The organism is Arthrobacter sp. 10T419, assembly GCF_056394105.1.
The window spans coordinates 22,051-47,890 of record NZ_JBFTHF010000003.1 but is presented as its reverse complement, the minus strand read 5'-3'; the positions used below and the strand labels follow the sequence as shown (position 1 = coordinate 47,890).

General features: G+C 68.5%; 25 protein-coding genes. 12 read left to right on the top strand and 13 right to left on the bottom strand.

The genetic code is table 11. The features are described 5' to 3' along the window. Window positions 1-11 precede the first annotated feature (11 nt). From AC1DBD_RS06475 to acsA, 4 genes are read right to left on the bottom strand one after another with little or no spacing between them, the layout of a single operon-like run. Window positions 12-728, bottom strand: a complete 717-nt coding sequence (locus tag AC1DBD_RS06475) for an E3 binding domain-containing protein (protein WP_476981685.1) — start codon at window positions 726-728, stop codon at window positions 12-14. Then, on the bottom strand, window positions 721-1,701 hold the full coding sequence (locus AC1DBD_RS06470) for an alpha-ketoacid dehydrogenase subunit beta (protein WP_476981684.1): 981 nt from the start codon (window positions 1,699-1,701) through the stop codon (window positions 721-723). The genes AC1DBD_RS06475 and AC1DBD_RS06470 overlap by 8 nt, the downstream gene beginning before the upstream one ends. Then, window positions 1,698-2,705 (bottom strand): pyruvate dehydrogenase (acetyl-transferring) E1 component subunit alpha, encoded by a 1,008-nt coding sequence (pdhA, locus tag AC1DBD_RS06465; RefSeq protein ID WP_441418172.1) that lies wholly within the window; start codon window positions 2,703-2,705, stop codon window positions 1,698-1,700. Before pdhA ends, AC1DBD_RS06470 begins: the two co-directional genes overlap by 4 nt. Before the next feature lie 8 nt (window positions 2,706-2,713). Continuing rightward, a complete protein-coding gene (gene acsA, locus AC1DBD_RS06460) occupies window positions 2,714-4,636 on the bottom strand; it encodes an acetate--CoA ligase (RefSeq protein WP_476981683.1) in 1,923 nt (640 codons plus the stop codon). 145 nt (window positions 4,637-4,781) lie between these two features. On the opposite strand from acsA, the gene pyrE reads away from it, so the two are divergent. The 4 genes from pyrE to AC1DBD_RS06440 all read left to right on the top strand — a co-directional run bounded on the left by pyrE (window position 4,782) and on the right by AC1DBD_RS06440 (window position 8,101). Further along, window positions 4,782-5,366: an orotate phosphoribosyltransferase gene (pyrE, locus tag AC1DBD_RS06455; RefSeq protein ID WP_175322180.1), complete on the top strand. Its 585-nt coding sequence runs from the start codon at window positions 4,782-4,784 to the stop codon at window positions 5,364-5,366. Window positions 5,367-5,471: 105 nt separating this feature from the next. Then, window positions 5,472-6,239 (top strand): GAF and ANTAR domain-containing protein, encoded by a 768-nt coding sequence (locus tag AC1DBD_RS06450; protein WP_441417929.1) that lies wholly within the window; start codon window positions 5,472-5,474, stop codon window positions 6,237-6,239. Between the two features lie 96 nt (window positions 6,240-6,335). Beyond that, entirely contained in the window at window positions 6,336-6,887 is a 552-nt protein-coding gene (locus AC1DBD_RS06445) for a hypothetical protein (RefSeq protein ID WP_441417928.1), read from the top strand. Between the two features lie 173 nt (window positions 6,888-7,060). After that, on the top strand, window positions 7,061-8,101 hold the full coding sequence (locus tag AC1DBD_RS06440; protein ID WP_476981682.1) for a thioesterase domain-containing protein: 1,041 nt from the start codon (window positions 7,061-7,063) through the stop codon (window positions 8,099-8,101). A 30-nt stretch (window positions 8,102-8,131) separates the two neighbouring features. On the opposite strand, the gene AC1DBD_RS06435 is transcribed toward AC1DBD_RS06440, so the two are convergent. Continuing rightward, window positions 8,132-8,998: an HAD-IIA family hydrolase gene (locus tag AC1DBD_RS06435; protein ID WP_441417926.1), complete on the bottom strand. Its 867-nt coding sequence runs from the start codon at window positions 8,996-8,998 to the stop codon at window positions 8,132-8,134. A gap of 52 nt (window positions 8,999-9,050) precedes the next feature. Here AC1DBD_RS06435 and AC1DBD_RS06430 point away from each other — a divergent pair, with 52 nt between their 5' ends. From AC1DBD_RS06430 to AC1DBD_RS06415, 4 genes are all read left to right on the top strand, one after another. Further along, complete coding sequence (locus AC1DBD_RS06430) at window positions 9,051-9,737, top strand: TrmH family RNA methyltransferase (RefSeq protein WP_476981681.1); 687 nt, start codon at window positions 9,051-9,053, stop codon at window positions 9,735-9,737. Window positions 9,738-9,872: 135 nt separating this feature from the next. Next, the gene (locus tag AC1DBD_RS06425) at window positions 9,873-10,820 is read left to right on the top strand and encodes a hypothetical protein (protein ID WP_476981680.1); all 948 of its coding nucleotides are present in this window, start codon (window positions 9,873-9,875) and stop codon (window positions 10,818-10,820) included. Between the two features lie 203 nt (window positions 10,821-11,023). Beyond that, on the top strand, window positions 11,024-12,043 hold the full coding sequence (fbaA, locus tag AC1DBD_RS06420; RefSeq protein WP_175322196.1) for a class II fructose-bisphosphate aldolase: 1,020 nt from the start codon (window positions 11,024-11,026) through the stop codon (window positions 12,041-12,043). A gap of 2 nt (window positions 12,044-12,045) precedes the next feature. Further along, window positions 12,046-12,471: a DUF3151 domain-containing protein gene (locus tag AC1DBD_RS06415; RefSeq protein WP_476917830.1), complete on the top strand. Its 426-nt coding sequence runs from the start codon at window positions 12,046-12,048 to the stop codon at window positions 12,469-12,471. A 148-nt stretch (window positions 12,472-12,619) separates the two neighbouring features. On the opposite strand, the gene AC1DBD_RS06410 is transcribed toward AC1DBD_RS06415, so the two are convergent. Both AC1DBD_RS06410 and AC1DBD_RS06405 read right to left on the bottom strand, forming a co-directional pair. Further along, window positions 12,620-13,252, bottom strand: coding sequence for a uracil-DNA glycosylase family protein (locus AC1DBD_RS06410; protein WP_441417922.1), 633 nt, complete (start codon window positions 13,250-13,252; stop codon window positions 12,620-12,622). Window positions 13,253-13,448: 196 nt separating this feature from the next. Then, window positions 13,449-14,657 (bottom strand): cobalamin-independent methionine synthase II family protein, encoded by a 1,209-nt coding sequence (locus AC1DBD_RS06405; RefSeq protein WP_476981679.1) that lies wholly within the window; start codon window positions 14,655-14,657, stop codon window positions 13,449-13,451. Between the two features lie 378 nt (window positions 14,658-15,035). Here AC1DBD_RS06405 and AC1DBD_RS06400 point away from each other — a divergent pair, with 378 nt between their 5' ends. The 4 genes from AC1DBD_RS06400 (at window position 15,036) to AC1DBD_RS06385 (ending at window position 18,524) form a co-directional block, all read left to right on the top strand. Beyond that, complete coding sequence (locus tag AC1DBD_RS06400; RefSeq protein ID WP_441417920.1) at window positions 15,036-16,325, top strand: adenylosuccinate synthase; 1,290 nt, start codon at window positions 15,036-15,038, stop codon at window positions 16,323-16,325. A 393-nt stretch (window positions 16,326-16,718) separates the two neighbouring features. Beyond that, window positions 16,719-17,186 (top strand): hypothetical protein, encoded by a 468-nt coding sequence (locus AC1DBD_RS06395; RefSeq protein ID WP_476981678.1) that lies wholly within the window; start codon window positions 16,719-16,721, stop codon window positions 17,184-17,186. Window positions 17,187-17,274: 88 nt separating this feature from the next. Further along, a complete protein-coding gene (locus AC1DBD_RS06390; RefSeq protein ID WP_441417918.1) occupies window positions 17,275-17,823 on the top strand; it encodes an RNA polymerase sigma factor in 549 nt (182 codons plus the stop codon). Then, window positions 17,820-18,524, top strand: coding sequence for a hypothetical protein (locus AC1DBD_RS06385; RefSeq protein ID WP_476981677.1), 705 nt, complete (start codon window positions 17,820-17,822; stop codon window positions 18,522-18,524). Before AC1DBD_RS06390 ends, AC1DBD_RS06385 begins: the two co-directional genes overlap by 4 nt. 109 nt (window positions 18,525-18,633) lie before the next feature. On the opposite strand, the gene AC1DBD_RS06380 is transcribed toward AC1DBD_RS06385, so the two are convergent. The 6 genes from AC1DBD_RS06380 to AC1DBD_RS06355 are packed head-to-tail and all read right to left on the bottom strand — an operon-like array spanning window position 18,634 to window position 25,755. Beyond that, window positions 18,634-19,131: a CoA-binding protein gene (locus tag AC1DBD_RS06380; RefSeq protein ID WP_476981676.1), complete on the bottom strand. Its 498-nt coding sequence runs from the start codon at window positions 19,129-19,131 to the stop codon at window positions 18,634-18,636. Further along, window positions 19,128-20,483, bottom strand: coding sequence for an O-acetylhomoserine aminocarboxypropyltransferase/cysteine synthase family protein (locus AC1DBD_RS06375; RefSeq protein ID WP_476908984.1), 1,356 nt, complete (start codon window positions 20,481-20,483; stop codon window positions 19,128-19,130). Before AC1DBD_RS06375 ends, AC1DBD_RS06380 begins: the two co-directional genes overlap by 4 nt. Continuing rightward, complete coding sequence (sfnG, locus tag AC1DBD_RS06370; RefSeq protein ID WP_476981675.1) at window positions 20,483-21,700, bottom strand: dimethylsulfone monooxygenase SfnG; 1,218 nt, start codon at window positions 21,698-21,700, stop codon at window positions 20,483-20,485. The genes AC1DBD_RS06375 and sfnG overlap by 1 nt, the downstream gene beginning before the upstream one ends. Beyond that, the gene (locus AC1DBD_RS06365) at window positions 21,693-23,798 is read right to left on the bottom strand and encodes an acetate--CoA ligase (RefSeq protein WP_476981674.1); all 2,106 of its coding nucleotides are present in this window, start codon (window positions 23,796-23,798) and stop codon (window positions 21,693-21,695) included. Before AC1DBD_RS06365 ends, sfnG begins: the two co-directional genes overlap by 8 nt. Continuing rightward, window positions 23,789-24,700, bottom strand: a complete 912-nt coding sequence (locus AC1DBD_RS06360; RefSeq protein WP_441417912.1) for an ABC transporter permease — start codon at window positions 24,698-24,700, stop codon at window positions 23,789-23,791. The genes AC1DBD_RS06365 and AC1DBD_RS06360 overlap by 10 nt, the downstream gene beginning before the upstream one ends. Then, window positions 24,700-25,755 (bottom strand): aliphatic sulfonate ABC transporter substrate-binding protein, encoded by a 1,056-nt coding sequence (locus tag AC1DBD_RS06355; RefSeq protein ID WP_476981673.1) that lies wholly within the window; start codon window positions 25,753-25,755, stop codon window positions 24,700-24,702. Before AC1DBD_RS06355 ends, AC1DBD_RS06360 begins: the two co-directional genes overlap by 1 nt. Between the last annotated feature and the right edge of the window lie 85 nt (window positions 25,756-25,840).

The following is a 25,840-nucleotide window of genomic DNA, read 5'->3' as shown; positions in this document are numbered from 1 at the left end:
CCGCTTCGGCCTCAGCCGCTTCCGCAGCCTGCGCCGATGCCGCCGGCGCTTCCGCAGCCGCCCCTCGCGGTCCCGCCTCCCGGAGACCGGCCTCCGGCTGGCGGGACCCCTCGCGGTCCCGCCTCCCGGAGACCGGCCTCCGGCTGGCGGGCTGCGGCGCCCTGCACGTCTTCGACGGTCACGGCGCCCTCCGGTCCGGTGCCGGCGACGGACGAAAGCTCGACGCCGAGTTCGGCGGCGAGCCGTCTGGCCCGCGGCGAGGACCGCACCCGCCCTGCGGCCGCCGGACGGGCTGCCACGGCGTGCTCCACGTCGGCGCGGGTGATCGCGCCATCCTTGCCGGTGCCGTGGATCCGTCCGGTGTCGACGCCGAGCCGGTGCGCGAGGTGCCGGACCGGCGGCGCGATCGGAGGGGCTTCCGGGGGAGGGGCCGGCTTCGCGGCCGTGGGCCGGGGCGGCGGCGCCTCGCGGCTGGGAGCCCCGACCTCGGCCGGGGTCTGCGTGATCCGGGCCAGCGGCGTGCCCACCGGCACGGTCTCGCCGATGTCCACGAGGAGGTCCGCGACCACCCCCTCCTGGAAGGATTCGACGTCCATCACGGTCTTGTCCGTGTCCACCACGGCCACGAGGTCGCCGCGGCGGACGTAGTCGCCGGGCTTGACCAGCCATTCGACGATCTTGCCGTGCTCCATATCGGCCCCGAGCGAGGGCATCAGGAAGTCACCCACGTGCCCCGACCGCCTCCCGCGCTGCCGCGACGACCCGTTCCGCAGAGGGCAGGGCGGCGAGTTCAAGGTGCTTGGAGTAGGGGATCGGCACCTCGGCGCTGCAGACCCGGCCTACGGGCGCGTCCAGCTCGAAAAACGCGTGTTCGCTGATCCGGGCGCTGATTTCGGCGGAGATGCTGCCGCTGCGCCAGCCCTCGTCCACCACCACGGCACGGTGTGTCCTGGCCACCGAGTCGAGGATGGCGGTGTCGTCGAGCGGCCGCAGCGTGCGCAGGTCCAGCACTTCGGCGTCGATGCCTTCGGCGGCGAGCTGCCCGGCGGCCTCGAGGGTGAGGGGGAGCGTCCCGCCGTAGGTGATGAGTGAGACGTCGGCGCCGGGCCGCCGGATGGCGGCGCTGCTGATGTCCACCGCCCCGGCGTCCTCGGCGAGTTCGCCGGGGACGTTGTAGAGCGAGCCGTGTTCGAAGATCAGCACCGGGTCCGGGTCCTGGAGCGCGGTCCACAGCATCCCGCGGGCGTCTTCGAGGGTGGCGGGGGTGAGGATCCGCAGCCCGGGGATGTGCGCGTACCACCCCTCCAGGCTGTGCGAATGCTGGGCGCCAAGCTGGCGGCCGGCCCCGGTGGTCATCCGGATCACCAGCGGCACGTGGAACTGGCCGCCGGACATGTGCAGCAGGGATGCGGCGTTGTTCACGATCTGGTCGAGGGCCAGGAGGCTGAAGTTGACGGTCATGATCTCCACGATGGGTCGCATCCCACCGAGCGCGGCGCCGATCCCGGCGCCGACGAACCCGGACTCGGACAGCGGGGTGTCCCGGATCCGTTCCGGCCCGAACTCCTCCAGCAGGCCCAGGCTTACGGCGAAGGAGCCGCCGTAAGCGCCCACATCCTCGCCCATCAGGAAAACCCGCTCGTCACGCTGCAGGGCGTCGCGGATCCCGGCCCGGAGCGCCTCCCGGTAGCTGGATTTCATGACCCGTCCCCTTCCTGCCAGGCGCCGGGGTCGCTGTACACAAAACGAGTGAGGTCCTCGAGCGGCTCCGGCGTGCCGGCCTCCGCAACCTCGACGCCGGCCGCGACTTCCGCTTCGGCGTCGGCCTGCAGTTGCTGCCAGTCCGCCTCGGTCAGCTGGCCGGCGGCCTCCATCGCCGAGCGCAGCAGCGTGATCGGATCACGCTCCAGCCACCGCGCCACCTCGGCCTTGTCCCGGTACCGTTCCGGGTCGAACATCGAATGCGCCCGGAACCGGTAGGTGCGCAGTTCCAGGAAGTGCGGCCCGCCGCCGGCCCGGACCGCGTCGACGGCGCGACGGGCGGTCTCCTCGACGGCCAGCACGTCCATCCCGTCCACGGCCCAGGCGGCAATCTCGTAGCCGGCCGCCTTCAGCGCGATGTCGGTCTGCGACTCGGAACGGCCCAGCGCCGTGCCCATCGCGTAAAGGTTGTTTTCACAGCAGAACAGCACCGGCAGCTGCCAGAGAGCGGCGAGGTTGAGGCTTTCATGGAACTCGCCCTCCGCGACGGCGCCCTCACCGAAAAAGCACACGGTGACGCGGGACCGGCCGGCCATCTTGTCCGCGAGCGCCAGCCCGACGGCGAGCGGCAGTCCGCCGGCGACGATCGCGTTCCCGCCGTAGAAGCGCGTGGCGGCGTCGAACAGGTGCATGGAGCCGCCGCGGCCTCGGCAGCAGCCCTCCACGAAGCCGTACATCTCGGCCAGGATCGAGCCGGCGGACACGCCGCGCAGCAGGGCGTGGCCGTGCTCCCGGTAGGTGGCGACGACGGCGTCCTCCGGCGCGAGGGTTTCCAGCACCCCGGCCGCCACCGCCTCCTCGCCGATGTAGACGTGCAGGAAGCCGCGGATCTTGGCGGCGCTGTACAGCTCGACGCACTTCTCCTCGAGCTGGCGCACACGCAGCATCTGCAGCAGCAGGTGCCGGCCGTGCGCGGGATCCAGCGGCCCGGCGGACGCCGCCATTGGCCCGGTCACTGCGGTCCCTCCGGCGCCGTGCCGGCTGCCCGTCCCGCAGCGCCGGGCTGCCCGCCGGGCTGGCCGTCGGGCTGGCCGTCGGGCTGGCCGTCGGGCTGGCCGTCGGGCGCCGCCCCCGGCGGGGACTCGATGGTGGACGTGTCGCCCTCCGGGAGCCCCAGTTCGCGGGCCTTGATCAGGCGCCGGAGGATCTTCCCGCTGCGGGTTTTCGGCAGCGCCGTGGTGAAGTCCAGCAGCCGGGGTGCCACCGCGGGCCCCAGCCGTTTGCGCGCGAACCCGATGATATCCAGCTGCAGTTCCTCCGACGGCTCCCAGCCGGGGCGCAGCTCCACGAAGGCCTTGACCACCTCGCCGGCCACCGGGTCCGGAACGCCGATCACGCCGGCCTCGGCCACCGCCTCATGTTCCATCAGCGAGCTCTCCACCTCGAACGGGCCGATCAGGTGCCCCGAGGACTTGATCACGTCGTCGCCCCGGCCCACGAACCAGTAGTAGCCGTCGGCGTCGCGCTTGGCGAGGTCGCCGGTGAGGTACCAGCCGCCCACGAAGCACCGCCGGTAGCGCTCCTCCTCGTGCAGGTAGCCGCGGAACATCGAGGGCCAGCCGGGCCGCAGCGCAAGCTCACCCATCGTGTCCGGCGCGGTGACCAGCACCGCCTGCCCGTCCCTGAGCACCGGCTTGTCCTGTGCGTCCCGCACCACCAGCGCGGCTTCGATGCCGGGCAGCGGCCGGCCCATGGAGCCCGGGCGGATCTCGGTGGCCGCGAAGTTCGAAATCATGATGCCGCCGGTTTCGGTCTGCCACCAGTTGTCATGCACCGGCTGGCCGAAGGCTTCCTTGCCCCAGACCACGACCTCCGGATTGAGCGGCTCGCCGACGCTGGCGACAAAGCGCAGGGCGGACAGGTCGTGCCCCGTGGCGCGGTCCGCCCCGGCCTTCATCAGCATCCGCAGCGCGGTGGGCGCGGTGTACCAGACGGTCACGTGCTGCTCGGCGAGGATCCGGTACCAGCGGTCCGCGTCCATCTCCTCCTCGTCCACGATGCTCGTCACGCCGTGGCTGAGCGGGGCCAGGACCCCGTAGGACGTGCCGGTCACCCAGCCGGGATCGGCCGTGCACCAGTAGATGTCCTCCGGATGCAGGTCCAGCGCAAAAGTGCCGGTCGCGTGGTGGGCGGTGACGGCGTCGTGGACGTGGATGGCGCCCTTCGGTGTCCCGGTGGTGCCGGACGTGAAGTGCAGCAGCGCCATGTCCTCGGGCCGGGTCGCCGCGATCTGCCCGTCGGCCGGGGCCGTCTGCAGCAGCGCGGCCAGGTCCAGGGTGCCCGGTTCCGGGCTGCCGTCGGCGTCGATCAGCAGCACATGCCGCAGCTCCGGCAGCGAGTCGCGCAGCTGGGCCACTTTCCGCCGGTAGAGCGCCCGGGTGGTGATGAGCGCGCGTCCGGAGCCCAGCTGCAGCCGCTGCCGCACGGGCTCCGGCCCGAAGGCCGAGAAAAGGGGGCAGAACACGCTGGCGTTCTTGAAGGTGCCTAGCATCGCAATGTACAGGGACGGGTTGCGGCCGGTGAGGGAGAAGACGCGCTCGCCGCGCCCGACGCCGAGGCTGCTCAGCACCGCGGCGAACCGGCTGCTTTGCTCTGCCAGCTCCGCGTAGCTGAGCGCATGGCTGCTCCCGTCGGCCCGGATGAAGCGCAGCGCCTCGCGGCCGCCGAGCCCGCCGGCCGCATGCCGGTCGGCCGCCTCAAAAGCGATATTGAGGCCCCGGCCATCCGGCAGGCCGGACAGCTCCCGGCGGGCGTGATCCCAGGAGAACGCCGCGCAGCTGGCGTCATAATCCAAGAGGTTGGGCCGGACCCGGAAGCTGCCGGGGTCCTTGGGGATTGCCGGCCAGCGGGTGGAAGGTTCGGTTCCTGCCGTCATGCTTACATCGGACGCCCGCCCCGCGCCGGCTGCCAGTGCCGTAAGTCCCGTGCGGGCAGGCCGGCACGGGAGGAGGCCGCCGCGGTGCCGACATCTGGCGTCCGGACTGGGATCCGGGCCGGCGCCTGCCACTAAACTGGGTCCCATGACTGCCACCAGTGACTTTGCGGCCGACGCCGCTGCCGCCCGTGCCCGCCTCCTGGAACTGATCAAGGAGCTGGCCGTCGTGCGCGGCAAGGTCATCCTCTCCAGCGGCGCCGAGGCCGACTACTACATCGACCTGCGCCGCATCACCCTGCACCACGAGGCGTCCAAGCTCGTCGGCCAGGTCATGTTGTCCCTGCTGGACGACGCCGGGATCGACTTTGAGTGCGCCGGCGGGCTGACGATGGGGGCGGACCCGGTGGGCACCGCCGTCATGCATGCCGCCGTCGACGCCGGCCGCCCGGTGGACGCCTTCGTGGTCCGCAAGGCCCAGAAGTCCTACGGCATGGGCCGCCAGGTCGAGGGGCCCTCGGTTGAGGGCCGCAAGGTCCTGGTCCTCGAGGACACCTCCACGACGGGCGGCTCCGCGCTGACCGCCGTCGAGGGCGTGCGCAAGGCCGGCGGCAACGTCGTGGCCGTCGCCGTGATCGTGGACCGCGACACCGGCGCCAAGGAAAAGATCGAAGCCGAAGCCGGCGTCCCCTACCTGTTCGCTTTCGGCAAGGACGAACTGGGCCTGAGCTAGGGTTTCACCGGCGGCGGACACGTATGGACGGTGCTTTGGGGGTGACTTATCATTTCTTAAATACCCCCATCGGTACCTCTGTACCCGTAGTTGGAGAAACGCGCTATGCTCCCGCCCCAGGAATACCCTGCAACCGTCAGCACCGTCGACCAGGTCCAGAACCTCATCCTCGACAGCACTGACTTCGAAGAGTTTCTCAACGAACTCGCGCGTTTTTCCGCGCACCAGGTGGCAGGCAAGGGCGACGACGCGCTGTGCGGGATTACCCTGCTGCGGGACCGGAAGGCTGCGACCATCGGCTGGAGCAGCGAATCCGCCCGGGAAGTGGACGAGATCCAGTACCGGCTGGCGCAGGGTCCCTGCCTGACGGCGGCGCAGGAAGAGCGCGAGGTCTACGTCCCGGACCTTTTCGAGGAAGACCGCTGGGGCCCCGATTACGCCACCGCCGTCGCCTCGCACGGGCTGCGCTCGGTGCTTTCGGTGCCGTTCCACCTGCAGGGCGAAGCCCAGGCCGCGCTGAACCTGTATTCGGACGCACCGCACAAGTTCGACGGCGACGTCGCAGACCGGGCGCGTGACTTCACCCGGCAGATCTCCCAGGCGCTGCGCATGGCCGTGCGCTTTTCCCTGCACACGGACAGCGCCACGAACCTGCGGGCCACGCTCGAATCCCGCACGGTCATCGATATGGCGGTCGGCATCGTGATGGCGCAGAACCGCTGCAGCCAGGAAACGGCGGTCCAGATCCTCACCGACGCGTCGAGCCACGGCAACGTGAAACTGCGCGACATTGCCACCTCGCTGGTGGAGTCCGTTGGCGGTTCGGCGACGCGGACGCACTTCCAGGAGCCGGGACGGCAGGCCGCCGGCTGACTAGCCGGCTGATCCGGGGACTTGTGCCCGCCCCGTCCCGCCGTTACGCTGAGTGAGGTTGAGCCGTCGGCCATAGACACTTTCTTTGGAGTACCTATGGACCAATCTCTCAATGCCCAGGTGAAGCTCGATGTCGCCGCAGACGTCATCCGGATCGATGTCCGGGGCAGCCTCAGCCAGGATTCCCGCCCCGCCCTGATGCAGCTGATCCAGCGCATCCGACGCATGGGCGTCAGTTCACACATCCGCGTCGATCTCGCGCACGCCGACTTCGTGGAATCGGCCGCCCTTGCCGGTCTGCGCAACGACCTCAACGCCATTGACGGAGGACCCGGCCAGTTCGACGTTGCCGGGGCCATGCCTGTTGCTGCCGGGGTTTCGCTTGAACTGCAGATGTTCGGCGACGACTTCGGAAAGGTGTTCCAGCCGCTGGACCTCTCCGCGGATTTCGTGGCCTCGATTAACCCGTCCGGGACCCGACCGCTGGCCCGCTACTCCGACGATGAGCTGCTGGCCGCCAGCGACTGTGTCTTCGGCAAGCTGGATGATCCGCGGAACGGTGCGCCCTCGGAGCTCCTGGCCAGGTACGAAGACATCAGCCTGGAGCTCGCCCGGCGCGAAGTCGGCCGCGCGCCCGAACCGGCCTAGGACGATCCCTCCGTTCCGCGACGCGGATAGTCCTCCGCGACGCGGAAAAGTCCGCTCGACGCGGGATTTCCGGCGCGCCAGGAATATTGCGCGTCGCCGGGCCGGAACCGCGTCGCGGATCGCTGTTTCACCCTCCGTTTCTGCTGCACCGTCGCAGTGGCTACGGTAGAGGTGTGCCGCATGAGACGGAAGCGAACGACGGGCGCGAATCCCGGGACGCCGAGGCCCGCGTACTCCGGCATGCCGCTGAACTCGAACGGTTTTCGCGGCGGAACTTCCTGATCGGCGCGGGTGCCGCCTCGGTCCTGGCCGGGGACATGCTGTTCACCCGCCGGGTGCAGGCCGAGCGGCGGGTGAACAAGATCCTCCCGGTGCCCGACGACGTCGCGGAACTGTATTTCCCCCACGCCAGCTGGTTCCTTTTCCCCGGCTACAAGACCAGCTGGGAAGAGGCGCAGTGGATCCTGAACTCGCTGCGCGGCGCGCTGACCAAGCGGGGCCAACTGGCCGCCGTCGGCTATTCCAACCTTGGCCTGGACATCGACAAGATCGTGATCGCGGTCATCGAGTACATCCGCGCCCACCAGCTCGACACCATCTACTTCTACGGCCACAGCTTCGGCGGCATGGTCGCGGTGCAGGTCGCCGCCCGGTTGCTGGAACTGCATGGCGTCAAGGTGGCGTTCATCCTGCTCGACTCCAGCCCTTCCAGCCGGTATGACGTCCTGGACCAGAGCTGGTTCGAGGGGGTGGTGTTCCTGTACGAGAGCGGGTTCCGGTTCCCCACCGTGCTGCGCGGCGGCTACGAGCTCGGCGAACGCATGCTGAACAAGCATGAACGCAGCTGGGGCCAGGTGCTGGACCAGACCCTGGAACAGCTCTCGCCGATTGCCCCGTCCAGCGTGCTGATCCAGACCGAATCGGCCTACATCTACCACTTCGACCTGAACCGCTTCGTCGGCAAGCTGGGGGACGCGAAGATGGCATTCATCGGCAACCCCGGGGACCAGACCGTGAGCTACGAGACGGCGCGGGACACCTGGATGCTGCGGTTCAAGGCGAACATGGTCTCGGATTCATTGCGGACGGACGGGGCGCGGCCGGCGCATGCCAGCCCGCAGTGGAACCCCTCGGTCTACCGGCCGCTCATCGAGGAGCTCCAGGACGAGTTCCTGCCGCTGCCGTCCGGCGGCGGCAAGAAGACCGCCTTCTAGGACGAGGGCGGACCCCTCGGACTAGTCCGTTCAGATCTGGTTCTTCAGGTCCGCGACCGAGTTCAGGATCTGGTTGGGCCGGAACGGGTAGGCCGCAATGTCGTCCTTATGCGTGATGCCGCTGAGCACCAGCACCGTGTGCAGCCCCGCCTCCATGCCGGCGATGATGTCCGTGTCCATCCGGTCCCCGATCATGGCGGTGGTCTCCGAGTGCGCGTCGATCTGGTTCATCGCCGAACGGAACATCATCGGGTTCGGCTTGCCCACAATGTAGGGTTCGCGGCCGGTTGCCTTGGTGATGAGCGCGGCGATCGCACCGGTGGCCGGCATCGGTCCGTCCTTGGAAGGCCCGGTGGCGTCGGGGTTGGTCGCGATGAAGCGGGCGCCGCCGAGGATCAGGCGGATGGCCATGGTGATGGCTTCAAAGGAGTAGGTCCGGGTTTCGCCGAGCACCACAAAGTCGGGGTCCTGGTCGGTGAGGATGAAGCCGGCCTCATGCAGCGCCGTCGTCAGCCCGGCCTCGCCGATCGTGTAGGCGCGGTTGCCGGACTCGGAGCCGCGTACCTGGTCCTTGAGGAACTGCGCCGTGGCCAGGGCCGAGGTCCAGATGTTCTCCTCCGGGATTTCCAGGCCGGAACTCTTCAGCCTCGCCGCGAGGTCCCGGGGGGTGAAGATGGAATTGTTGGTCAGGACCAGGAACCGCTTGGACGTGTCCACCCAGCGCTGGATCAGTTCCGAGGCGCCCGGGATCGGCTGGTTCTCGTGGACCAGCACGCCGTCCATGTCTGTCAGCCAGCACTCGATCTCCTGGCCGCTGCGGTACACCGAGGACGTGGACCGCACGTCATCGGAGTCTGAACGCTGGTCTGTCCCTTGGTCTTCATACTGGTCCGCCATGGTGCCCTCCGCCGATAGTGTGCCGCAACAGGTCCCAGTCTAATGTTGAGTCGTGACTGAACCCGAGACTCCCAGCGAACCCACTGCCGGCAGCGTGGCCGTTCCGGACGGCGAGGCGGAGCCCAAGGCGGAGGTCGGCGTCGGCCCCTGGCAGGGGCAGTGGCCGGAGGGCGAACACTGGGACCCGGACCTGCTCGCGGACGGCGACCGCCGCAACGTGGTGGACAAGTACCGTTACTGGAAGCACGAGGCGATTGTCGCCGAGCTGGATTCGCGGCGCCACAATTTCCACATCGCGATTGAAAACTGGCAGCACGACATGAACATCGGCACCGTCGTCCGCACCGCCAACGCGTTCCTGGCCAAGGAAGTCCACATCATCGGACGACGCCGGTGGAACCGCCGCGGGGCGATGGTCACCGACCGCTACCAGCACGTCCGCCACCACGCCACCGTTGAGGACTTTGTCGCCTGGGCGCACGGGGAGGGGCTGGCCGTGATCGGGATCGACATCTTCCCCGATTCCGTCCCGCTGGAAACCTACGAGCTGCCCCGGGACTGCGTGCTGGTATTCGGCCAGGAAGGCCCGGGCCTGACGCCGGAGGTCCACGAGGCCGCCGTCGCGACGCTGTCGATCGAGCAGTTCGGTTCCACCCGCTCGATCAACGCCGCCTCCGCGGCCGCGATCGCGATGCACGCCTGGATCCGCCGGCACGTCTTCAACCAGCTCCCGGGGTAGCGGCACCCCGCGAAGTGACACTTGACGGCAGTGTTTGCGCCCGACACTGCCGTGAAATGCCACCTCGGCGCGGATTGCGGCAAAGGGCTGTGGATAACCGCATCGGACAGTGCCCGAAGCGGCAAGACTGGGCCCATGCGCCGGGCACCGCTTCCGTTCCATCTGACCACCGGATCCTTCTCACTCCGTGCCGCGGACAAGGCCGGCGTCACCCGTACGCGGACCGCGGCGCGGGATCTGGTGACCGTGTCCCGCGGCATTCGGGTCCCGACGGACTCGGCGGCCGCCGGAGCGGCCGCCCTGCGCGCCTATACCGACCTTGATGACGATTCCATCCTCGCGCTCGGCTCGGCGGCCCGCCTCTGGGAAGCACCGCTGCCGCCCTGGCAGGGCGAAGACTGGCGCATCCACCTTGCCCGCCGCAGGGGCTCCAGCATGCCGCGTCAGGCAAACGTCGTCGGGCATCTTCTGACGCTGCTGCCGGACGAAGTGGTGGAGCTCGACGGCGTCCGGCTCACCTCGCCGGCCCGGACGTGGCTGGACCTGGCCGCGGTTCTGGGGCCGGAGGAACTTGTTGCCGTGGGCGATTCCCTCGTCTGCGAACACGGTCAGGGACATCCGTTTCCCCGCCGGGCATTGTGCAGCGTCGCGGACCTGAGGGAGATGGCGGCCCGGCACCCGGGAGTCCGCGGCGTGCGCAAGGCGAGGACCGCCGCCGAACTCATCCGGGTGGGCGCCGACTCGGCGCCGGAAACGCAGATGCGCCTCGCCCTGGTGCGCGCGGGCCTGCCCGAGCCGGTGCTGAATCACGTGGTGTGGGGCGAGCCGATGTGGGGTGGGGACACGGCCCCCGTGCTCTGGCCCGACGCGGCGTACCCGCAGTGGAGGCTCGCGCTGCAGTACGACGGGGCGCACCACAACGGGGAGGAACAGTACCTGAAGGACATCCGCCGGGCCGACACCACCGCGAGGTTCGGCTGGCTGGAGCTCCGGGTTTCCCGTTTCGACCTCGCCGGTGACCGCCCCGCCGTCGTCCGCAAGGTCCGGGCGGCGCTGGAGAGCCGGGGCTGGCGCGCGAAGTGACAGTTGGCGGCAATGTTGGGCGGCCACACTGCCGCGTGGTGCCATCTCGGCGGGAGGCGACGCAAGGCGCGGGAGCGAGTGTTACAGCCCCCGCGTGACCGGAGACACTGCCGTGCGCAGGAATGGCTAGGATGGTTCGTAGCCGACGAGGTTCACTCCAGGGTCAACCCAGCCCGCAGACGAAATTCACTTTAGGAGTCAGCATGCCCATTGCAACCCCAGAGATCTACTCCGAGATGATCGACCGCGCAAAGACGGGCGGCTTCGCGTTCCCGGCCGTCAACGTCACTTCCTCCCAGACCCTGAACGCCGCCCTGCGCGGCTTCGCCGAGGCCGAGTCCGACGGCATCGTCCAGGTCTCCACCGGCGGCGCCGCCTACTGGTCCGGCGCCTCCACCAAGGACATGGTGGCCGGTTCCCTGGGCTTCGCCGCGTTCGCCCGCGAAGTGGCCAAGAACTACGGCGTCAACATCGCCCTGCACACGGACCACTGCCCCAAGGACAAGCTGGACGGCTTCGTCCTGCCGCTGCTCGCCGCCTCCGAGGCCGAGGTCAAGGCCGGCCGCAACCCGCTCTTCAACTCGCACATGTGGGACGGCTCGGCCGAAACCCTGCAGGAGAACCTCCGGATCGCGCGTGAACTGCTCGCGCGCACCGCCGCGGCCAAGATGATCCTCGAGGTCGAGATCGGCACCGTCGGCGGCGAGGAAGACGGCGTCGAGAACGCCATCAACGACAAGCTCTACACCACGGTCGAGGACGCCCTCGCGACCATCGACGCCCTCGGCTCCGGCGAGAACGGCCGCTACATCACGGCCCTGACCTTCGGCAACGTGCACGGCGTGTACAAGCCGGGCGGCGTCAAGCTGCGTCCGGAAATCCTCAAGGACATCCAGGAGCAGGTCGGCGCGAAGATCGGCAAGGCCAACCCGTTCGACCTCGTCTTCCACGGCGGCTCCGGCTCCTCCGAGCAGGAGATCGCGGACGCCGTCTCCTACGGCGTGATCAAGATGAACATCGACACCGACACCCAGTACGCCTACACCCGCCCGGTGGTGGACCACATGTTCCGCAACTACGACGGCGTCCTGAAGGTCGACGGCGAGGTCGGCAACAAGAAGCTGTACGACCCCCGTGTCTGGGGCGCGTCCGCCGAAGCCGGCCTGGCCGCCCGCGTGGTCGAGGCTGCCCAGCAGCTCGGCTCCACCGGCAAGACGTTCTAGTCATGTCGGACGAGTTCCGCAAGAACCTGATGGGCCCCGAGCCCACGCTGCTGCCTGCCGAGACTGAGGTCAACGCGGGGCTGGATGCGGGCCAGGAGGCGCTGGATCTGGTGGAGAAGCACCCGACGTCCTCGCTGCTCTGGGCCGTGCTGGCCGAGGAAGCGTGGAAGGAAGGCCGGACCATCGATTCCTACGCCTACGCCCGGGTCGGCTACCACCGCGGCCTGGACTCGCTGCGCCGTAACGGCTGGCGCGGCGTGGGCCCGATCCCGTGGGAGCACGAACCGAACCGCGGCTTCCTGCGCGCCCTGTACTCGCTGGGCCGCGCGTCCGCGGCGATCGGCGAGGCCGAGGAGCCCGAGCGGATCGAGAAGTTCCTCAAGGACTCCGACCCCACCGCCAAGGCAGCCATCGAAGCCGAGGGCTGACAGGCACCGCGACTTAACGCAACGCGGGGTCACTTACGGCCCATTCCGCCACCGCGGATGGGCTGTAAGTGACCCCGCGTTGGGGTTTAAGCGACGACGGCGGGCGCTCACCTTTCGGTGGGCGCCCGCCGTCGTTAACGCGGGTGGGTCAGCTGGCCTTGGCCAGTCCGGTGCGGGCCATGGCGTCGGCGTAGGCGACGCGCATGTCCTCGAGGTACTGCTCCTGGCGGGCCGGGGTGCCGGCGAACGCGCGGCCGCTAAGCGAGCGGACCTTGTACGTCTTCAGGCCGCGGCGCCAGATCATCGGCACCTCGGTCTTGAGCAGCAGGTTGGCCAGGCGGTTGGCTTCGGTTCCGTGCGCCACAATGACGGACGCGCGCGGCACCAGGGCGAGGAACTTCAGCAACGGCTTGAGGCCGGCCGAGATCTGGTCCGGGGTGAACTTGCCGTTCGGCTCCTCGCCCACGTGCCACGGGTGCACGTTCCACGGCATGACGAACTCCGGGCGCAGGCCCAGCTTCCACTGGATGCCGAGCATGCGGGTGGCAGCTTCCTCGTCCCCGGCGGTGATGAAGCCGGACGGATCCGCCGTGCCGATGTTGGAGTACAGGCTGATGATGCGGCACTCGTCAATGTCGTGGGCGGGATCCACGTAGGGGACCGTGGTGCCAGCTTTGGCGGTCTGCAGTGCGTCGCACAGTTCGTTGACCGGCGCGACGTTAGCTTCGTAACGGCGGCTCAGGAGCTGTTCGCGGAAATTTTCAGTGGCCAGGGCTGTCATGTATTGCTGGGTCTCCTGCGGATTGGTAAAGCTGCCAGACCGGCTGCGGGCACGCCAAAGACAGGGCGCGCGGAGGCCGGAGTGGTTTGAAAATGTGGTGTGGACCGATTCCTGTTCGGTCTCTACCAGTCTATCAAGCCCCGCGAAATGTCCGGCGAGTTGCCCGGGCCGGCAGCGGCCGGCCGGCCCGGTTCGGCTACCAGAGCCGCTTGCTGGCCCGCTGTGCGCCTTCCCCGAGCGCTTCGAGCTTGGCATAGGCGATCTGTGGATGGACGCGGCCGCCGAGGCCGCAGTCCGTGGACGCAATCACGTTTTCGCGGCCCACCAGGTCCGCGAAGCGCACGATCCGGTCCGCCACCAGGTCCGGGTGCTCCACGACGTTGGTGGCGTGGGAGACGACGCCGGGGATGATCGACTTTCCCTCGGGAAGCTTGGTGTCCTCCCAGACCCGCCATTCGTGCTCGTGCCGCACGTTGGCCGCCTCGAAGGAGTAGGCGCCGGCGTTGATCTGCAGGACGGAGCCGATGATGTCCGCGAAGGGGATGTCCGTGGTGTGCGGTCCGTGCCAGGATCCCCAGCACACGTGCAGTCGGATCTGGTCCTGCGGGAGGTCGCGCAGCGCCCAGTTGGTGGCTTCGACCCGGAGCTGGATGAACTTCAGGTAGTCCTCGAGGCTCGGCTCGGGGTTGATCTGGTCCCAGCTCTCGGCCAGGGAGGGGTCGTCGAGCTGGACGGTCAGGCCGGCGTCGATGATGGCCTTGTATTCCTCGCGCATGGCATCGGCGCAGGCGTAGAGGAGTTCCTCATCGCTCTGGTAGTACTCGTTGGCGACGCGGGCGCAGGAGCCGGGGGAGAGGGAGGCGACGAACCCCTCGGTGAGGCCGGCCGCGGCCAGGCCGGTCTTGAGGTTGGTGATGTCCGAGGCCACGAGCGCCTGGCCGGTGTACGTCAGTGGTCCGGCGATTTTTGGCTGTGTGACGGCTTTGCGGTGGGCCAGGATCCCGGAGGAGGGGTCGTTGTACGCGTCGTTGAACTTTTGCCGGTCACGGCGGTCCGGGAACGAGGTGAGGACGATGTGGCCGGGCGAGGAACGGTGGACCTTGGCGTCGGCCCAGCGGTCCACCTCGGTGGGTTCCAGTCCGCCGAGCCGGGAGAAGGAGTAGTTCCACCAGGCGCCGTAGTCCACCGTGCTGGACATCGTGTGGCCGTACTCGCCGTCGTTGGGGATGTCGACGCCCAGATCCTTCTGGCGCTGCACGACGTCCACCACCGAGGTCTCCAGCAGATCCAGGAACTCGGGGGTGACGCCGTCGGCTTCCTTGGCCTCGTTCGCGGCGATGAGCTCCGGCGTCCGGGGCAATGAGCCGGCGTGGGTGACGCGGATGTGGTCGGTGTTCTGGGACATGGCGCGGTTTCCTTCCATCGGTCCTGGCGGTAGCACCCTCGCTGGCAGGCCGGCCACGGAGGCAGGCTGAGTCCGGCAGGGTTGCTGCGGCGTCAACGGTCCAGGTCCCTCGGCCGCTCGGGATGGTCACTCTCACTTAATTCCACCCACGCCTTTGCCGCAAGTCGTGCCCGCTATGTGTCGCAGTGTCCACGCGGGGAGCAAAAACGGTGCCGGCCACCGATTTCGGCTAAACTTGGGTGGTAAGAGCCCCGGACTCTGGCGTTGATGGTAAGAGCACAGCGGTAGATCCGGGGCATTCTCATGAACGGTGCTGAGCTGCGGTGACCACCTGGTGGATCACACACAGTCCGGCCCGAACGAATGGGGGAGGATCCCATGCCAGCAATCGTGATCGTCGGAGCCCAATGGGGCGACGAAGGCAAAGGTAAGGCCACCGACCTGCTCGGCGGCCGTGTCGACTACGTCGTGAAGCCCAACGGCGGCAACAACGCCGGGCACACCGTCGTCGTGGGCGGTGAGAAGTATGAGCTGAAGCTCCTTCCTGCCGGCATCCTGAGCCCGAACGCAGTCCCGGTGATCGGCAACGGTTGCGTGGTGAACCTTGAAGCCCTGTTCCAGGAGATCGATGGCCTCGAAGCCCGCGGCGCGGACACCTCCAAGCTGCGCGTCTCCGCCAACGCCCACCTCGTGGCGCCGTACCACCAGGTGCTGGACAAGGTCACCGAACGGTTCCTCGGCAGCCGCGCGATCGGCACCACCGGCCGCGGCATCGGCCCCGCCTACATGGACAAGGTGGCCCGCCTCGGCATCCGCGTCCAGGATGTGTTCGACGCCTCCATCCTGCGGCAGAAGGTCGAAGGCTCGCTGCGGCAGAAGAACGAACTGCTGGTCAAGGTCTACAACCGCCGGGACATCGAGGTGGACGAGATCGTGGACTACTTCCTGTCCTTCGCCGAACGCCTGCGCCCGCTGGTCATCGACAGCACCTTCGTGCTGAACAAGGCGCTGGACGAGGGCAAGGTGGTCCTCATGGAGGGCGGCCAGGCCACGTTCCTGGACGTCGACCACGGCACCTACCCGTTCGTGACCTCCTCGAACCCCACCGCGGGCGGAGCCTCCGTGGGCTCGGGCATCGGCCCCACCCGGATCTCGCGCTCCATCGGCATCATCAAGGCCTACACCACCCGTGTCGGCGCCGGACCGTTCCCCACGGAGCTGTTCGATGAGATGGGCCTGTACCTGCAGAAGACCGGCGGCGAGTTCGGCGTTAACACCGGCCGTCCGCGCCGTTGCGGCTGGTACGACGCCGTCCTGGCGCGCCATGCCTCCCGCGTGAACGGCTTCACGGACTACTTCGTGACCAAACTTGACGTGCTCACCGGCATCGAGCAGATCCCCGTTTGCGTGGCGTACGACGTCGACGGCGTCCGCCACGACGAAATGCCGATGACCCAGACCGAGTTCCACCACGCCAAGCCGATTTTCGAGTACTTCGAGGGCTGGACCGAGGACATCACCGGCGCCCGCACCCTGGACGACCTGCCGGAGAACGCCCGGAACTACGTGCTGGCCCTGGAAAAACTCTCCGGCACCCGGTTCTCCGCGATCGGCGTCGGCCCGGACCGCGACCAGACGATCGTGGTCAACGACCTCATCAACGACTGACGCTTCAGCAACCGGCGCACGACGGCGGCGGCGGGTCACCTGCAATGGTGACCCGCCGCCGTCGTCGTTAAAGCCGCAGTTCGGGACCGTCGCGGGGGCCGCCCAAAAAACAAAAAAGAAATTCTCATCGATGCGTAACCTTTCGGTGTGCCCCAGCGATTACTCCTTTGTAAGCGCCGCCCGGAGCCCTGGTCCCCCCACCAAGTCCGGCCGGCCTTGTAGCTGAAGATCCGACCGGCGCCTGCCCCCATCAGGCGCCGGGGACTTCGAGAGAGATCCGACGGGCACCTGCCCCATCAGGTGCCGACAGGACTTCGACCGTAAGTGCCGGCTGGCGCCTGCCCCCATCAGGCGCCGGCCAGCCTTCAACCAACCAAAGGATGTACGTTTTTCATGAAGAGTGTTAGCAAGACCACCAAGATTGCTGTCGGCGCCGCGATTCTCGCGGTCGGAGGTTTCTCCGGAATCGGCCTGGCCAACGCGGCCCAGACGTCCAGCACCCAGCAGGCTGAAGTGAACCAGGCTACGCCCGCCACCCCCGCTGTTCCGGCTACCACGGAACTGCCCGACGCACCGGCCACCCCGGCCGTTCCGGCCGTTCCGGCTACCCCGAACGCTGACGGGTCCGCCAAGGGGGACGCCGACGTCGAGGGCACCGAGGGTGCCGCTGAGGGCTCCGTGTCCGCTGACAAGGACGGCGTTGCCGTCGACGGTGCCGCCAATGCCAAGGGCGCTGCCGAGGCCAAGGCCCACGCCGGCGTAACCGTCGCCACCCCGGCCGTTCCCGCCGCCAAGGGCGCCCCGGCTGTCAAGGCCGTGCCGGCTGTTCCGTCGGTTGAGCAGCCCAAGCTCGACAAGTAAGCACCAAACGCCTCTCTTCGGAGGCGACGGGGTGCGGCCGCTAGACTATCGGGGGCCGCACCCCCTGCAGTAACGGAAGGAAAGCCTCTTGGCAGACCAGCTGAGCGACGACGAACTGTCAGCAGCTCTGGCTGGCGACCCGTCAGGATTCAGCGCCGTCTACACCGTGATCTCCCCGGCGGTGCTCGGCTACTTCCGGGCCAAGGGCGTTGACGACGCCGAGGCCCTCACCCAGGACGTCTTCGTGGACGTTCTGCCGAGGCTGGCCAACGTCACCGGCGGCCACACCGGGTTGCGGACCTTCATCTTCTCCGTCGCCCATGCCCGGCTGGTCGACCACCACCGGCGCGCCGAGCGCACACCGTACCTGGCCGAATATGACCCGCTGAACGACGCGCGGTGTTCCGCTTCCGCGGAGGACGAGGCGCTTGGTTCCCTGGGCGGCCTGTCCCACACACTTGCCCGGCTCAACGAAGAGCAGCGGGAAGTCCTGGTCCTGCGGATCGTCGCAGACCTCTCCATCGATCAGGTGGCCGGCATCATGGGTAAGACCCCGGGTGCCATCAAACAGCTTCAGCGGCGCGGGCTCAGTGCCCTGCGCGAACTTGTAACCGAAAAGGACCACGCAGCATCATGACCGGCACGCGCGACCCCCAGCAGGATGGCAGCATCCAGGCGATGCTCCGTGACTCCGGCCTCGAAGCTGCCGCCGAACTCCGCAGCACCCTCGAGCAGCTGCAGGCCCTGGTGCCGGAACAGGCACCGGCGCCCCGCGCAGACCTTGCCGCGCTGCTCTCCGCCGGTTCGGCTGATGCGGTGGCCCGCTCCGCCGACGACCTTCCGGCCGGTGTGAGCAGCCTGGCGGACCGGCGGCGCGGCCACAAACGCCGGATGGCCCTGATTGGTGGCGCCGTAATCGGTGCAATGAGCCTCGGTGCCGGCGCCGTGGCGGCCTCCAGCCACGACTTCCGTGAGAATGTGGGCCACACCCTCGGCGTTATTTTCCACCCCGCCGCACCCAGCCGGACCCCTGCCCCTTCCGGCGGCACGCCCTCGGATCTGCCGGCGGCCCCGGTTCCGGTGCCGGCTGGCACGTCTCCGTCCCTGGCTGGTCCGGCGGCGCCCTCGGCCCCCGCAACGGCGCAGGTCCCGAAGCATGCCGGCCCCGTCGCTACTCCTCCCGCCGTCGGCCGCGGCGGAGTTCTTCCGACGCCGGGACACCGGCCCGTAAAGCCCGGCTCCCAGGGCCAGAACGGCCGGGGCCTCGTACCCGGGCCGCTGCCGACGTCCCCCGCACTTCCCGGGCTTCCGACGGCTTTCCCCACCGCCAAGCCGTAGCGGTCGCGCCGCCTGGGCATCCCGGTTAACCCAAGTAGCTCGCAGTTGTTGTCGTTTTGAGTGCTCAATACGACAACAACTGCGAGCTAGTTGGGTTAAGGGCCCCTCGTTAGGCGAGGACCTGCCGCTTGGAGGAGATGACACCGGTGTCGAAGCCTGCCAGATGCAGGCCGCCGTGGAAGCGGGCGTGCTCGATCTTCACACAGCGGTCCATCACGACGTCGAGTCCGGCCGCTTCGGCTTCCTTCGCGACGTCCTCGTGCCACGAGCCCAGCTGCAGCCAGAGCGTCTTGGCGCCCGCGGCGATGGCCTCGTCCAGCACGCCGGGCAGGTCATCATGCTTTCGGAACACGTCGACGATGTCCGGGCTTTCCGGCAGGTTAGCGAGCGAAGCGTACGTCGGCTCGCCCAGGATCTCCTTCACCACCGGGTTCACGAAGTAGACCTTGTAGCGGGTCGAGGACTGCAGGTAGGTCGCGACGAAGTAGCTCGCCCGCGACGGCTTGTCCGAGGCGCCCACAATCGCGATCGACTTGGCCTGGCGCAGCAGGGCCAACCGCTCGGGCGCCGACGGGCCGGTCCAGGTACGGGTTTCTTCGGTGCTCATGCGTTTGCTCCGATCGTGCAGGTATCCGCGGGAAGGACTTCCCCGGCGGATGTGTCCGGGGCTGGCTCTTCGGTTGCCGCGTCCAGGGCCTGGTCGAGGTCCCAGAGGATGTCCTCGATGTCCTCGAGGCCGATCGAAATCCTGACGAGGTCCTCCGGGATGCCGGCGGATTCGAGCTGCGCCGGGCTGAGCTGCTGGTGGGTCGTGGAGCCGGGGTGGATCACCAGGGTCCGCGAGTCGCCCACGTTGGCCAAGTGCGAGGCCAGTTGCAGGGACTCGATGAACTTCTGGCCCGCGGCTCGGCCGCCCTTGACGCCGAAGGAGAACACCGAGCCGGGGCCCAGCGGCAGGTACTTCCGGGCCCGGTCGAAGTGCGGGTGCGAGGGCAGGCCGGAATAGTTCACGTAGGCCACCCGCTCGTCGGCTTCAAGCCATTCGGCCACCGCCTGGGCGTTCCTGAGGTGCTCGTCCAGGCGTTGCGGGAGCGTCTCCACGCCCTGCAGCAGCTGGAACGCCGACTGGGGGGGCAGTGCGGGTCCGATGTCGCGCAGCTGCTCGCAGCGCAGCTTGGTGAGGAAGCCGTACTCGCCGAAGTTCCCCCACCAGGAGACGTTGCCGTAGGAGGCCACCGGTTCGGTCATGGTGGGGAACTTGCCGTTGCCCCAGTTGAAGCGGCCGCTTTCGACGATGACGCCGCCGAGGGTGGTGCCGTGGCCGCCGAGGAACTTCGTGGCGGAGTGGATCACAATGTCCGCGCCGTGCTCGATCGGCCGAACCAGGTACGGGGTGCTCAAGGTGGCGTCGACGACGAGCGGGATGCCGGCGTCGTGTGCAACCTTGGCCAGCCCCTCAAGGTCCTGGACCTCCGACGAGGGGTTGGCCACCACCTCGACGAAGATCGCCTTGGTGTTGTCCCGGACTGCGGCGGCGTAGTCCGCCGGGTCGGTGCCGGCCACGAACGTGGTGTCCACCCCGAAGCGGCGCAGCGTGACGTCCAGCTGAGTCACTGTGCCGCCGTAAAGCTGGGATGCCGCCACAATGTGGTCGCCGGACTGGGTGAGCGCGGCAAAGGTAATGAACTCCGCGGCCATGCCAGAGGATGTGGCCACCGCGCCGATGCCGCCCTCCAGCGAGGCGATGCGCTCTTCAAACGCGGCCACCGTGGGGTTGCCGATCCGGGAGTAGATGTTGCCGTATTTCTGCAGCGCGAACAGGTTGGCGGCGTCCTGGGTGTCCTTGAACACGAACGACGTCGTCTGGTAGATCGGCACGGCCCGGGCGCCGTGTTCGGCGTCGGGCGTGCCGCCGGCGTGCAGGGCGCGGGTGCGGAAACCGAACTTGCGGTCAGCCATTACGCGTTCACCAGCTTGCTGGCAGTGCCGGTGGCGGCCGGGGTGCCGGACAGGTCGAGCTCGAAGCCGTGCTTGCGGGCGAGGTCCGCCTCGAGTTCGCGCACGATCGGCAGGATGTCCGCACCGAACGCGGCGACCTCCTCCTGGAAGTGCAGGTAGCCGGTGAGGAAGAGGTTCACGCCGATCTTCTTGTACTCCACAATCCGCTCGGCGATCTGCTCCGGGGTACCGATCAGCTGGGTCTTGAAACCGTCGTTGTACTGGACCAGGTCCTCGAAGCTGGAGTCGGCCCACATGCCCTTGCCGTCCTTGGTGGACGCGCCGGCCTCCTGGACGGCGGCGCGGAAGCCCTCGACGGCGGGCTTGTGCGCCTTCGCGACGATCTCGCGCAGGGTGTCGCGGGCTTCCTTCTCGGAGTCGCGGGCGATGACGAAGCCGTTCAGGCCGAACCTGGGGGAGGGGAGAGCGGCCGGGAGGGTTCCCTGGGCACCGCGCCCGGTGTCACCGGCAGCGGCAACCACGCCGGCGATGTTCTCCTTGAAGCCTTCCAGGTCCTTGCCGTTGGAGAAGTACCAGTCCGCGACCCGGCCTGCCGTGGCCTGGGCCGCGGTGGAGTTGCCGCCGAAGAAGATCTCCGGGTGCGCCCGCCCGGGCACATCCACGGGTGCCGGCTGCAGGGTGAAGTCGGTGATGTTGTAGTACTTGCCGGACTGGCTGTACTCCTGCTCGGTCCACAGCCCGCGGAGCACGCGGATGAACTCCTCGGTCCGGACGTAGCGCTCGTCGTGTTCGAGCCATTCGAGGCCGAAGTTCTCGAATTCGGCCTTGAGCCAGCCGGAAACGATGTTCACGGCGGCGCGGCCGTTGGAGATGTGGTCCGCGGTGATGATGAATTTAGCCAGCACGCCGGGGTGCCACATGCCCGGGTGGACGGCGGAGATCACCTTGAGCCGCTCGGTGGCGGCCAGCAGGGCGAGGCTGAACGAGGTGGCCTCGTGCTGCTTGTCCGCGCCGTAGGAGGCGGCGTAGCGGGTCTGGGTCAGCGCGTATTCAAAGCCGGAGTTCTCGGCGATCCGGGCCAGCTTCTTGTTGTACTCGAAGTCCCAGCCGGTGCGCTGTTCGATGGTGGACACCACCAGGCCGCCGGAGACGTTGGGGACCCAGTAGGCGAACTTCAGGGGTTCGGAAAGACGGGCGACGCTGCTGGTGTCAGTCATTGGTGTTCCTTACTTCTGGGGTATTTCCGGTGTTATTGCGGTCGCGCAGGACGGTCTGGATGCCGGCGATCGACGGTTCATTCTGCAGGGAGGTCGTGTCGCCGAGCGTGGTTCCTTCGAACAGTTGCGTCAGCAACCGGCGCATGATCTTGCCGCTGCGGGTCTTCGGCACGTCGGGAACGACGACGACGTCGCGCGGCTTCGCGATCGGCCCGATCCTTTCTCCGACCCAAGCCTTCAAATCGGCGGTGATTTCCTCCGTAGCCGCGCATCGCGCGAGCGAGGAACGAGCGAGTGAAGTGATCGGACCGGGGTCCCCGGGCGAGCTTGCGAGCTCGGGGGAGTCCGGGAACGCTAAGCGGCGGGAGGGGATCATCGCCGATTCCCGAAGCACAACGAACGCCACAATCGCGTGCCCGGTCTTTGGGTCGGCGACCGGGCAAACGCCGGCCTCCACGACGTCCGGGTGCGAGACGAGGGCAGATTCGATCTCGATCGTGGAGAGCAGGTGCCCGGAGACGTTAAGGGTGTCGTCCACCCGCCCGAGGATCCAGATGTCGCCGTCGTCGTCGTACTTGGCGCCGTCGCCGGCGAGGAACCAGCCTTGCTCGGCGTACTGGCGCCAGTAGGAATCGAAGTAGCGTTGCGGGTTCCCCCACACGGTCCGGGCGATGGCAGGGCCGGGGGCGTCCACCACGATGAAGCCCTGGACTCCGGGCGGGACGGTGTTGCCCGCCTCGTCCACGATCCGGGTGCCGACGCCGGGCAGCGGCCGGGCCGCGCAGCCGGGTTTGAAGTCGGTGTCCGTCGGGGCGGGGGAGAGGATGGTGGCGCCGGTTTCGGACTGCCACCAGGTGTCCACCACCGGCGCCGTGCCGGCGCCCACGTTCTCCCGGAACCAGCGCCATGCCTCGGGGTTGACGGCTTCGCCGACGGTGCCCAGCAGACGGATGGAGGAGAGGTCGTAGCCGGCCGGGACGCCGTCCGGGAACCAGCCCATCAGCGACCGGACCAGGGTGGGGGCGGTGTAGTACTGCGTGACGCCGTAGCGTTCGATGATTTCGAAGTGCCGGCCCGGGTGCGGGGTGTTGGGCGTGCCCTCGAAGATCACCTGCGTGGCGCCGTTGGAGAGCGGGCCGTAGAGCTCGTAGGTGTGGGCGGTGACCCAGGCCAGGTCCGCCGTGCACCAGTGCACATCCAGGTCGCGGAGGGCCGGGTCCGGGTTGCTGAAGAGATGCTCGAAGCTCCAGGACGCCTGCGTGAGGTAGCCGCCGGAGGTGTGGACCAGGCCCTTGGGCTTTCCGGTGGTTCCGGAGGTGTACATGATGAACAGGGGTGTCTCGGCGTCGAACGCCTCGGGTTTGTGGACGTCGGAGGCGGCCCCGACGGCGTCGTGCCACCACACGTCACGGCCTGCGGCCATCGGGACGGCGGCCAGGTGTTCCGGCGCGGTGGTGCGGTTGACCACCAGGACGTGTTCGATCGCGTTGTCCCCGGCGACGGCCGCGTCCGCGTTCGCCTTCACCGGCACGGCGACGCCGCGGCGGAACTGCCCGTCGGTGGTGACCAGCAGCTTGGCGCCCGTGTCTTCCACCCGGAACTTGAGCGCCTCGGCCGAGAAACCGCCGAACACGAGCGAGTGGATGGCGCCGATCCGGGCCACGGCCAGGGTGATGATCACCGTTTCGGGGATCACCGGAAGGTAAATGACCACCCGGTCGCCCTTGGCGATGCCGAGCTCCAGCAGGGCGTTGGCGGCCTTGGCCACGTCGCGCTGCAGTTCGGCGTAGGTGATGGTGCGGCGGTCGCCGGGCTCGCCCTCGAAATGCAGTGCCACCTTGTCGCCGCGTCCCGCCGCTACATGACGGTCGACGCAGTTGTAGGCGACATTGAGCTTCCCGCCGTCGAACCAGCTGATCTGCGGGCCCATGCCCGCCGCGGCGTCGGCCGGGACGCAGCGGTGCGCGGTGTGCCAGGGCTTGTCCTGGCCCGGCACGTCCGCCCAGTCGAGCCGGAGGGCGGCCGCCTCCCAAAACGCGATGCGCCCTTCCCCGGTGGAGGGGAGACTGGCCGGTGCTGTCTCGGTAGCTACGCCCATCGTTTCACCGCCCATTTTTCGGCGAGGCCCAGCAGGGCGTCGGTGACCTTGCCGATCACGGCCAGCAGCACGATCGCCAGCAGGAGCCGGTCCGTGCGGCCGTTGTTCTGCGAATCCGTCAGCAGGAAACCGAGCCCCATTGAGGAGGCGATGAGTTCGGCGGCGACCAGGAACAGCCAGGCCTGGGCCAGCGCGAGCCGGAGCCCGGAGAACACGGCCGGCACGACCGCCGGGAGCTGGACCGTGGTCAGCAGCTTCACGCCCTTGAGCCCGAAGGCCCGCGCCGCTTCGACCAGGTTCCGGTCCACGTGACGCAGCGCGAGTGAGACCGTGGTGAAGACCGGGAAGAACGCGCCGATCAGGATCAGGGTGATCTTGGAGTCCTCGCCGATCTTCATCCAGAGGATCAGCAACGGCACCCAGGCCAGCGACGGGACGGCCCGGAGCGCGCCGATGGTGGGCGCGAGCAGGGCATCCGCGAACCGGGACAGGCCCACCAGGGACCCAAACACCAGTCCCAGCGCCGCGCCGGCCGCGAAGCCGATCAGCACGCGCTGGGTGGAGATCGCGATGTGCTGGCCGAGCTGGCCGCGCTGGAGCAGGTCTAGGCCGGCCTCCAGCACCATGGCCGGCGGCGGAAGCTGGACCACGCTGAACACCCCGGCGGCCGTGGAGAGCTGCCAGGCGGCCAGCACCGCAGCGGGAATGATCAGTCCAAGGAGCAGACGCGCCCAGCCGTTGGCCAGGATCCCGGCGGGGGACCATCCGTTCGCCGGGGAGCCGCCTCCACCCGTGACGGGGGAGTCCGGCTGGGCGGCGTCTGCCGGAGTTGCGGGGACGGCTGCAGCGCGCCCGTCCGCAACGTTGTTGCCGGTGAGGTAGGGATTTCCGAGGTGGGTCATCAGGAATCCTTGATGGCGGACGCGTCCGCCTTCTTCACCAGCGAGTCATCGAGAAGCGAGGCGACGGCGTCGTCGATCTGCTTCTGGCGTGCAACGTCCCCGGTTTCCACGAAGGTCGGGCCGATCTTCGCCAGCACCTTGCGCTGGGCCTCGCCCGGCGCCGGGTTGACATCGAGGTTGCTGCGCTGCAGCACCACGGTCTTCGCGACGGCGAGGTCCAGGCCTGCGGCGTCGGCGAGGATCTGTGCGGTTTCCTCCGGGTTGGCCGCCGCCCAGGCACGCGCCTTCTCGTAGGCGTTGACGACGGCCTGCGCCTGCCTGGGCTTCTCCTTCAGGAAGGATTCGGTGGCGTTCAGGAAGCCGTAGGTGTTGAAGGAGAGGTTCCGGTAGAAGAGCTTGGCGCCCTTCTGCTCGGCCCCGGCCATGATCGGGTCGAGCCCGGACCACGCATCCACCGAGCCGTTTTCCAGCGCCGCACGGCCGTCGGCGTGCTGCAGGTTCTGCACGGTCACGTCCTTGGCGGACAGGCCGGCTTCGGAGAGCGACTGGAGCAGGAAGAAGTACGGGTCGGTGCCCTTGGTGGCCGCCACCGACTTGCCCTTGAGGTCGGCCACCGTGCTGATGCCGGAGCCCGGCTTGGTTACGAGCGCCGCCCACTCCGGCTGCGAGAAGATGTCAATCGCCTTGATCGGCGATCCGTTGGCCTTGGCCAGGAGGGCAGCCGAGCCGGCGGTGGAGCCGACGTCGATCGCGCCGGACCGCAGCGCCTCGTTGGCCTTGTTCGAGCCGGCGGACTGGACCCAGTTGACGGTGACGCCCTGGTCCTTCAACGCTGTCTCGAGCCAGCCCTTCTTCTTGATCACGAGGCTCAACGGGTTGTAGGTCGCGAAATCGATGTTCAGTGCGGCGGTCCCGGCGGCGCCGCTTGCTGCGGGCTTGCCGGAACCCTCGCCGGCGACGCAGCCGGTGAGGGCCAGGGCGGCGGAGACGGCCGCGGCCGTGAGGACCGAGCGGCGGGTGACGGAGCGGCGGTTGGTCTTGCGGGCGAAGGGCATGGAGGTTCCTTTGAGAACGGTGGATGCGGATGCGGAGGAGGGGAAGGACGGTGGGGCGGGCCGGCGCGGCAGGCTCTGGCTGTGG

Excerpts from the sequence above, each read along its gene's own strand:
- AC1DBD_RS06470 (WP_476981684.1), bottom strand. The coding sequence starts at position 1,701 with ATGAAATCCAGCTACCGGGAGGCGCTCCGGGCCGGGATCCGCGACGCC.
- pdhA (WP_441418172.1), bottom strand. The coding sequence starts at position 2,705 with ATGGCGGCGTCCGCCGGGCCGCTGGATCCCGCGCACGGCCGGCACCTG.
- acsA (WP_476981683.1), bottom strand. The coding sequence starts at position 4,636 with ATGACGGCAGGAACCGAACCTTCCACCCGCTGGCCGGCAATCCCCAAG.
- pyrE (WP_175322180.1), top strand. The coding sequence starts at position 4,782 with ATGACTGCCACCAGTGACTTTGCGGCCGACGCCGCTGCCGCCCGTGCC.
- AC1DBD_RS06450 (WP_441417929.1), top strand. The coding sequence starts at position 5,472 with ATGCTCCCGCCCCAGGAATACCCTGCAACCGTCAGCACCGTCGACCAG.
- AC1DBD_RS06445 (WP_441417928.1), top strand. The coding sequence starts at position 6,336 with ATGGACCAATCTCTCAATGCCCAGGTGAAGCTCGATGTCGCCGCAGAC.
- AC1DBD_RS06435 (WP_441417926.1), bottom strand. The coding sequence starts at position 8,998 with ATGGCGGACCAGTATGAAGACCAAGGGACAGACCAGCGTTCAGACTCC.
- AC1DBD_RS06425 (WP_476981680.1), top strand. The coding sequence starts at position 9,873 with ATGCGCCGGGCACCGCTTCCGTTCCATCTGACCACCGGATCCTTCTCA.
- fbaA (WP_175322196.1), top strand. The coding sequence starts at position 11,024 with ATGCCCATTGCAACCCCAGAGATCTACTCCGAGATGATCGACCGCGCA.
- AC1DBD_RS06415 (WP_476917830.1), top strand. The coding sequence starts at position 12,046 with ATGTCGGACGAGTTCCGCAAGAACCTGATGGGCCCCGAGCCCACGCTG.
- AC1DBD_RS06410 (WP_441417922.1), bottom strand. The coding sequence starts at position 13,252 with ATGACAGCCCTGGCCACTGAAAATTTCCGCGAACAGCTCCTGAGCCGC.
- AC1DBD_RS06405 (WP_476981679.1), bottom strand. The coding sequence starts at position 14,657 with ATGTCCCAGAACACCGACCACATCCGCGTCACCCACGCCGGCTCATTG.
- AC1DBD_RS06400 (WP_441417920.1), top strand. The coding sequence starts at position 15,036 with ATGCCAGCAATCGTGATCGTCGGAGCCCAATGGGGCGACGAAGGCAAA.
- AC1DBD_RS06395 (WP_476981678.1), top strand. The coding sequence starts at position 16,719 with ATGAAGAGTGTTAGCAAGACCACCAAGATTGCTGTCGGCGCCGCGATT.
- AC1DBD_RS06385 (WP_476981677.1), top strand. The coding sequence starts at position 17,820 with ATGACCGGCACGCGCGACCCCCAGCAGGATGGCAGCATCCAGGCGATG.
- AC1DBD_RS06380 (WP_476981676.1), bottom strand. The coding sequence starts at position 19,131 with ATGAGCACCGAAGAAACCCGTACCTGGACCGGCCCGTCGGCGCCCGAG.
- AC1DBD_RS06375 (WP_476908984.1), bottom strand. The coding sequence starts at position 20,483 with ATGGCTGACCGCAAGTTCGGTTTCCGCACCCGCGCCCTGCACGCCGGC.
- sfnG (WP_476981675.1), bottom strand. The coding sequence starts at position 21,700 with ATGACTGACACCAGCAGCGTCGCCCGTCTTTCCGAACCCCTGAAGTTC.
- AC1DBD_RS06365 (WP_476981674.1), bottom strand. The coding sequence starts at position 23,798 with ATGGGCGTAGCTACCGAGACAGCACCGGCCAGTCTCCCCTCCACCGGG.
- AC1DBD_RS06360 (WP_441417912.1), bottom strand. The coding sequence starts at position 24,700 with ATGACCCACCTCGGAAATCCCTACCTCACCGGCAACAACGTTGCGGAC.
- AC1DBD_RS06355 (WP_476981673.1), bottom strand. The coding sequence starts at position 25,755 with ATGCCCTTCGCCCGCAAGACCAACCGCCGCTCCGTCACCCGCCGCTCG.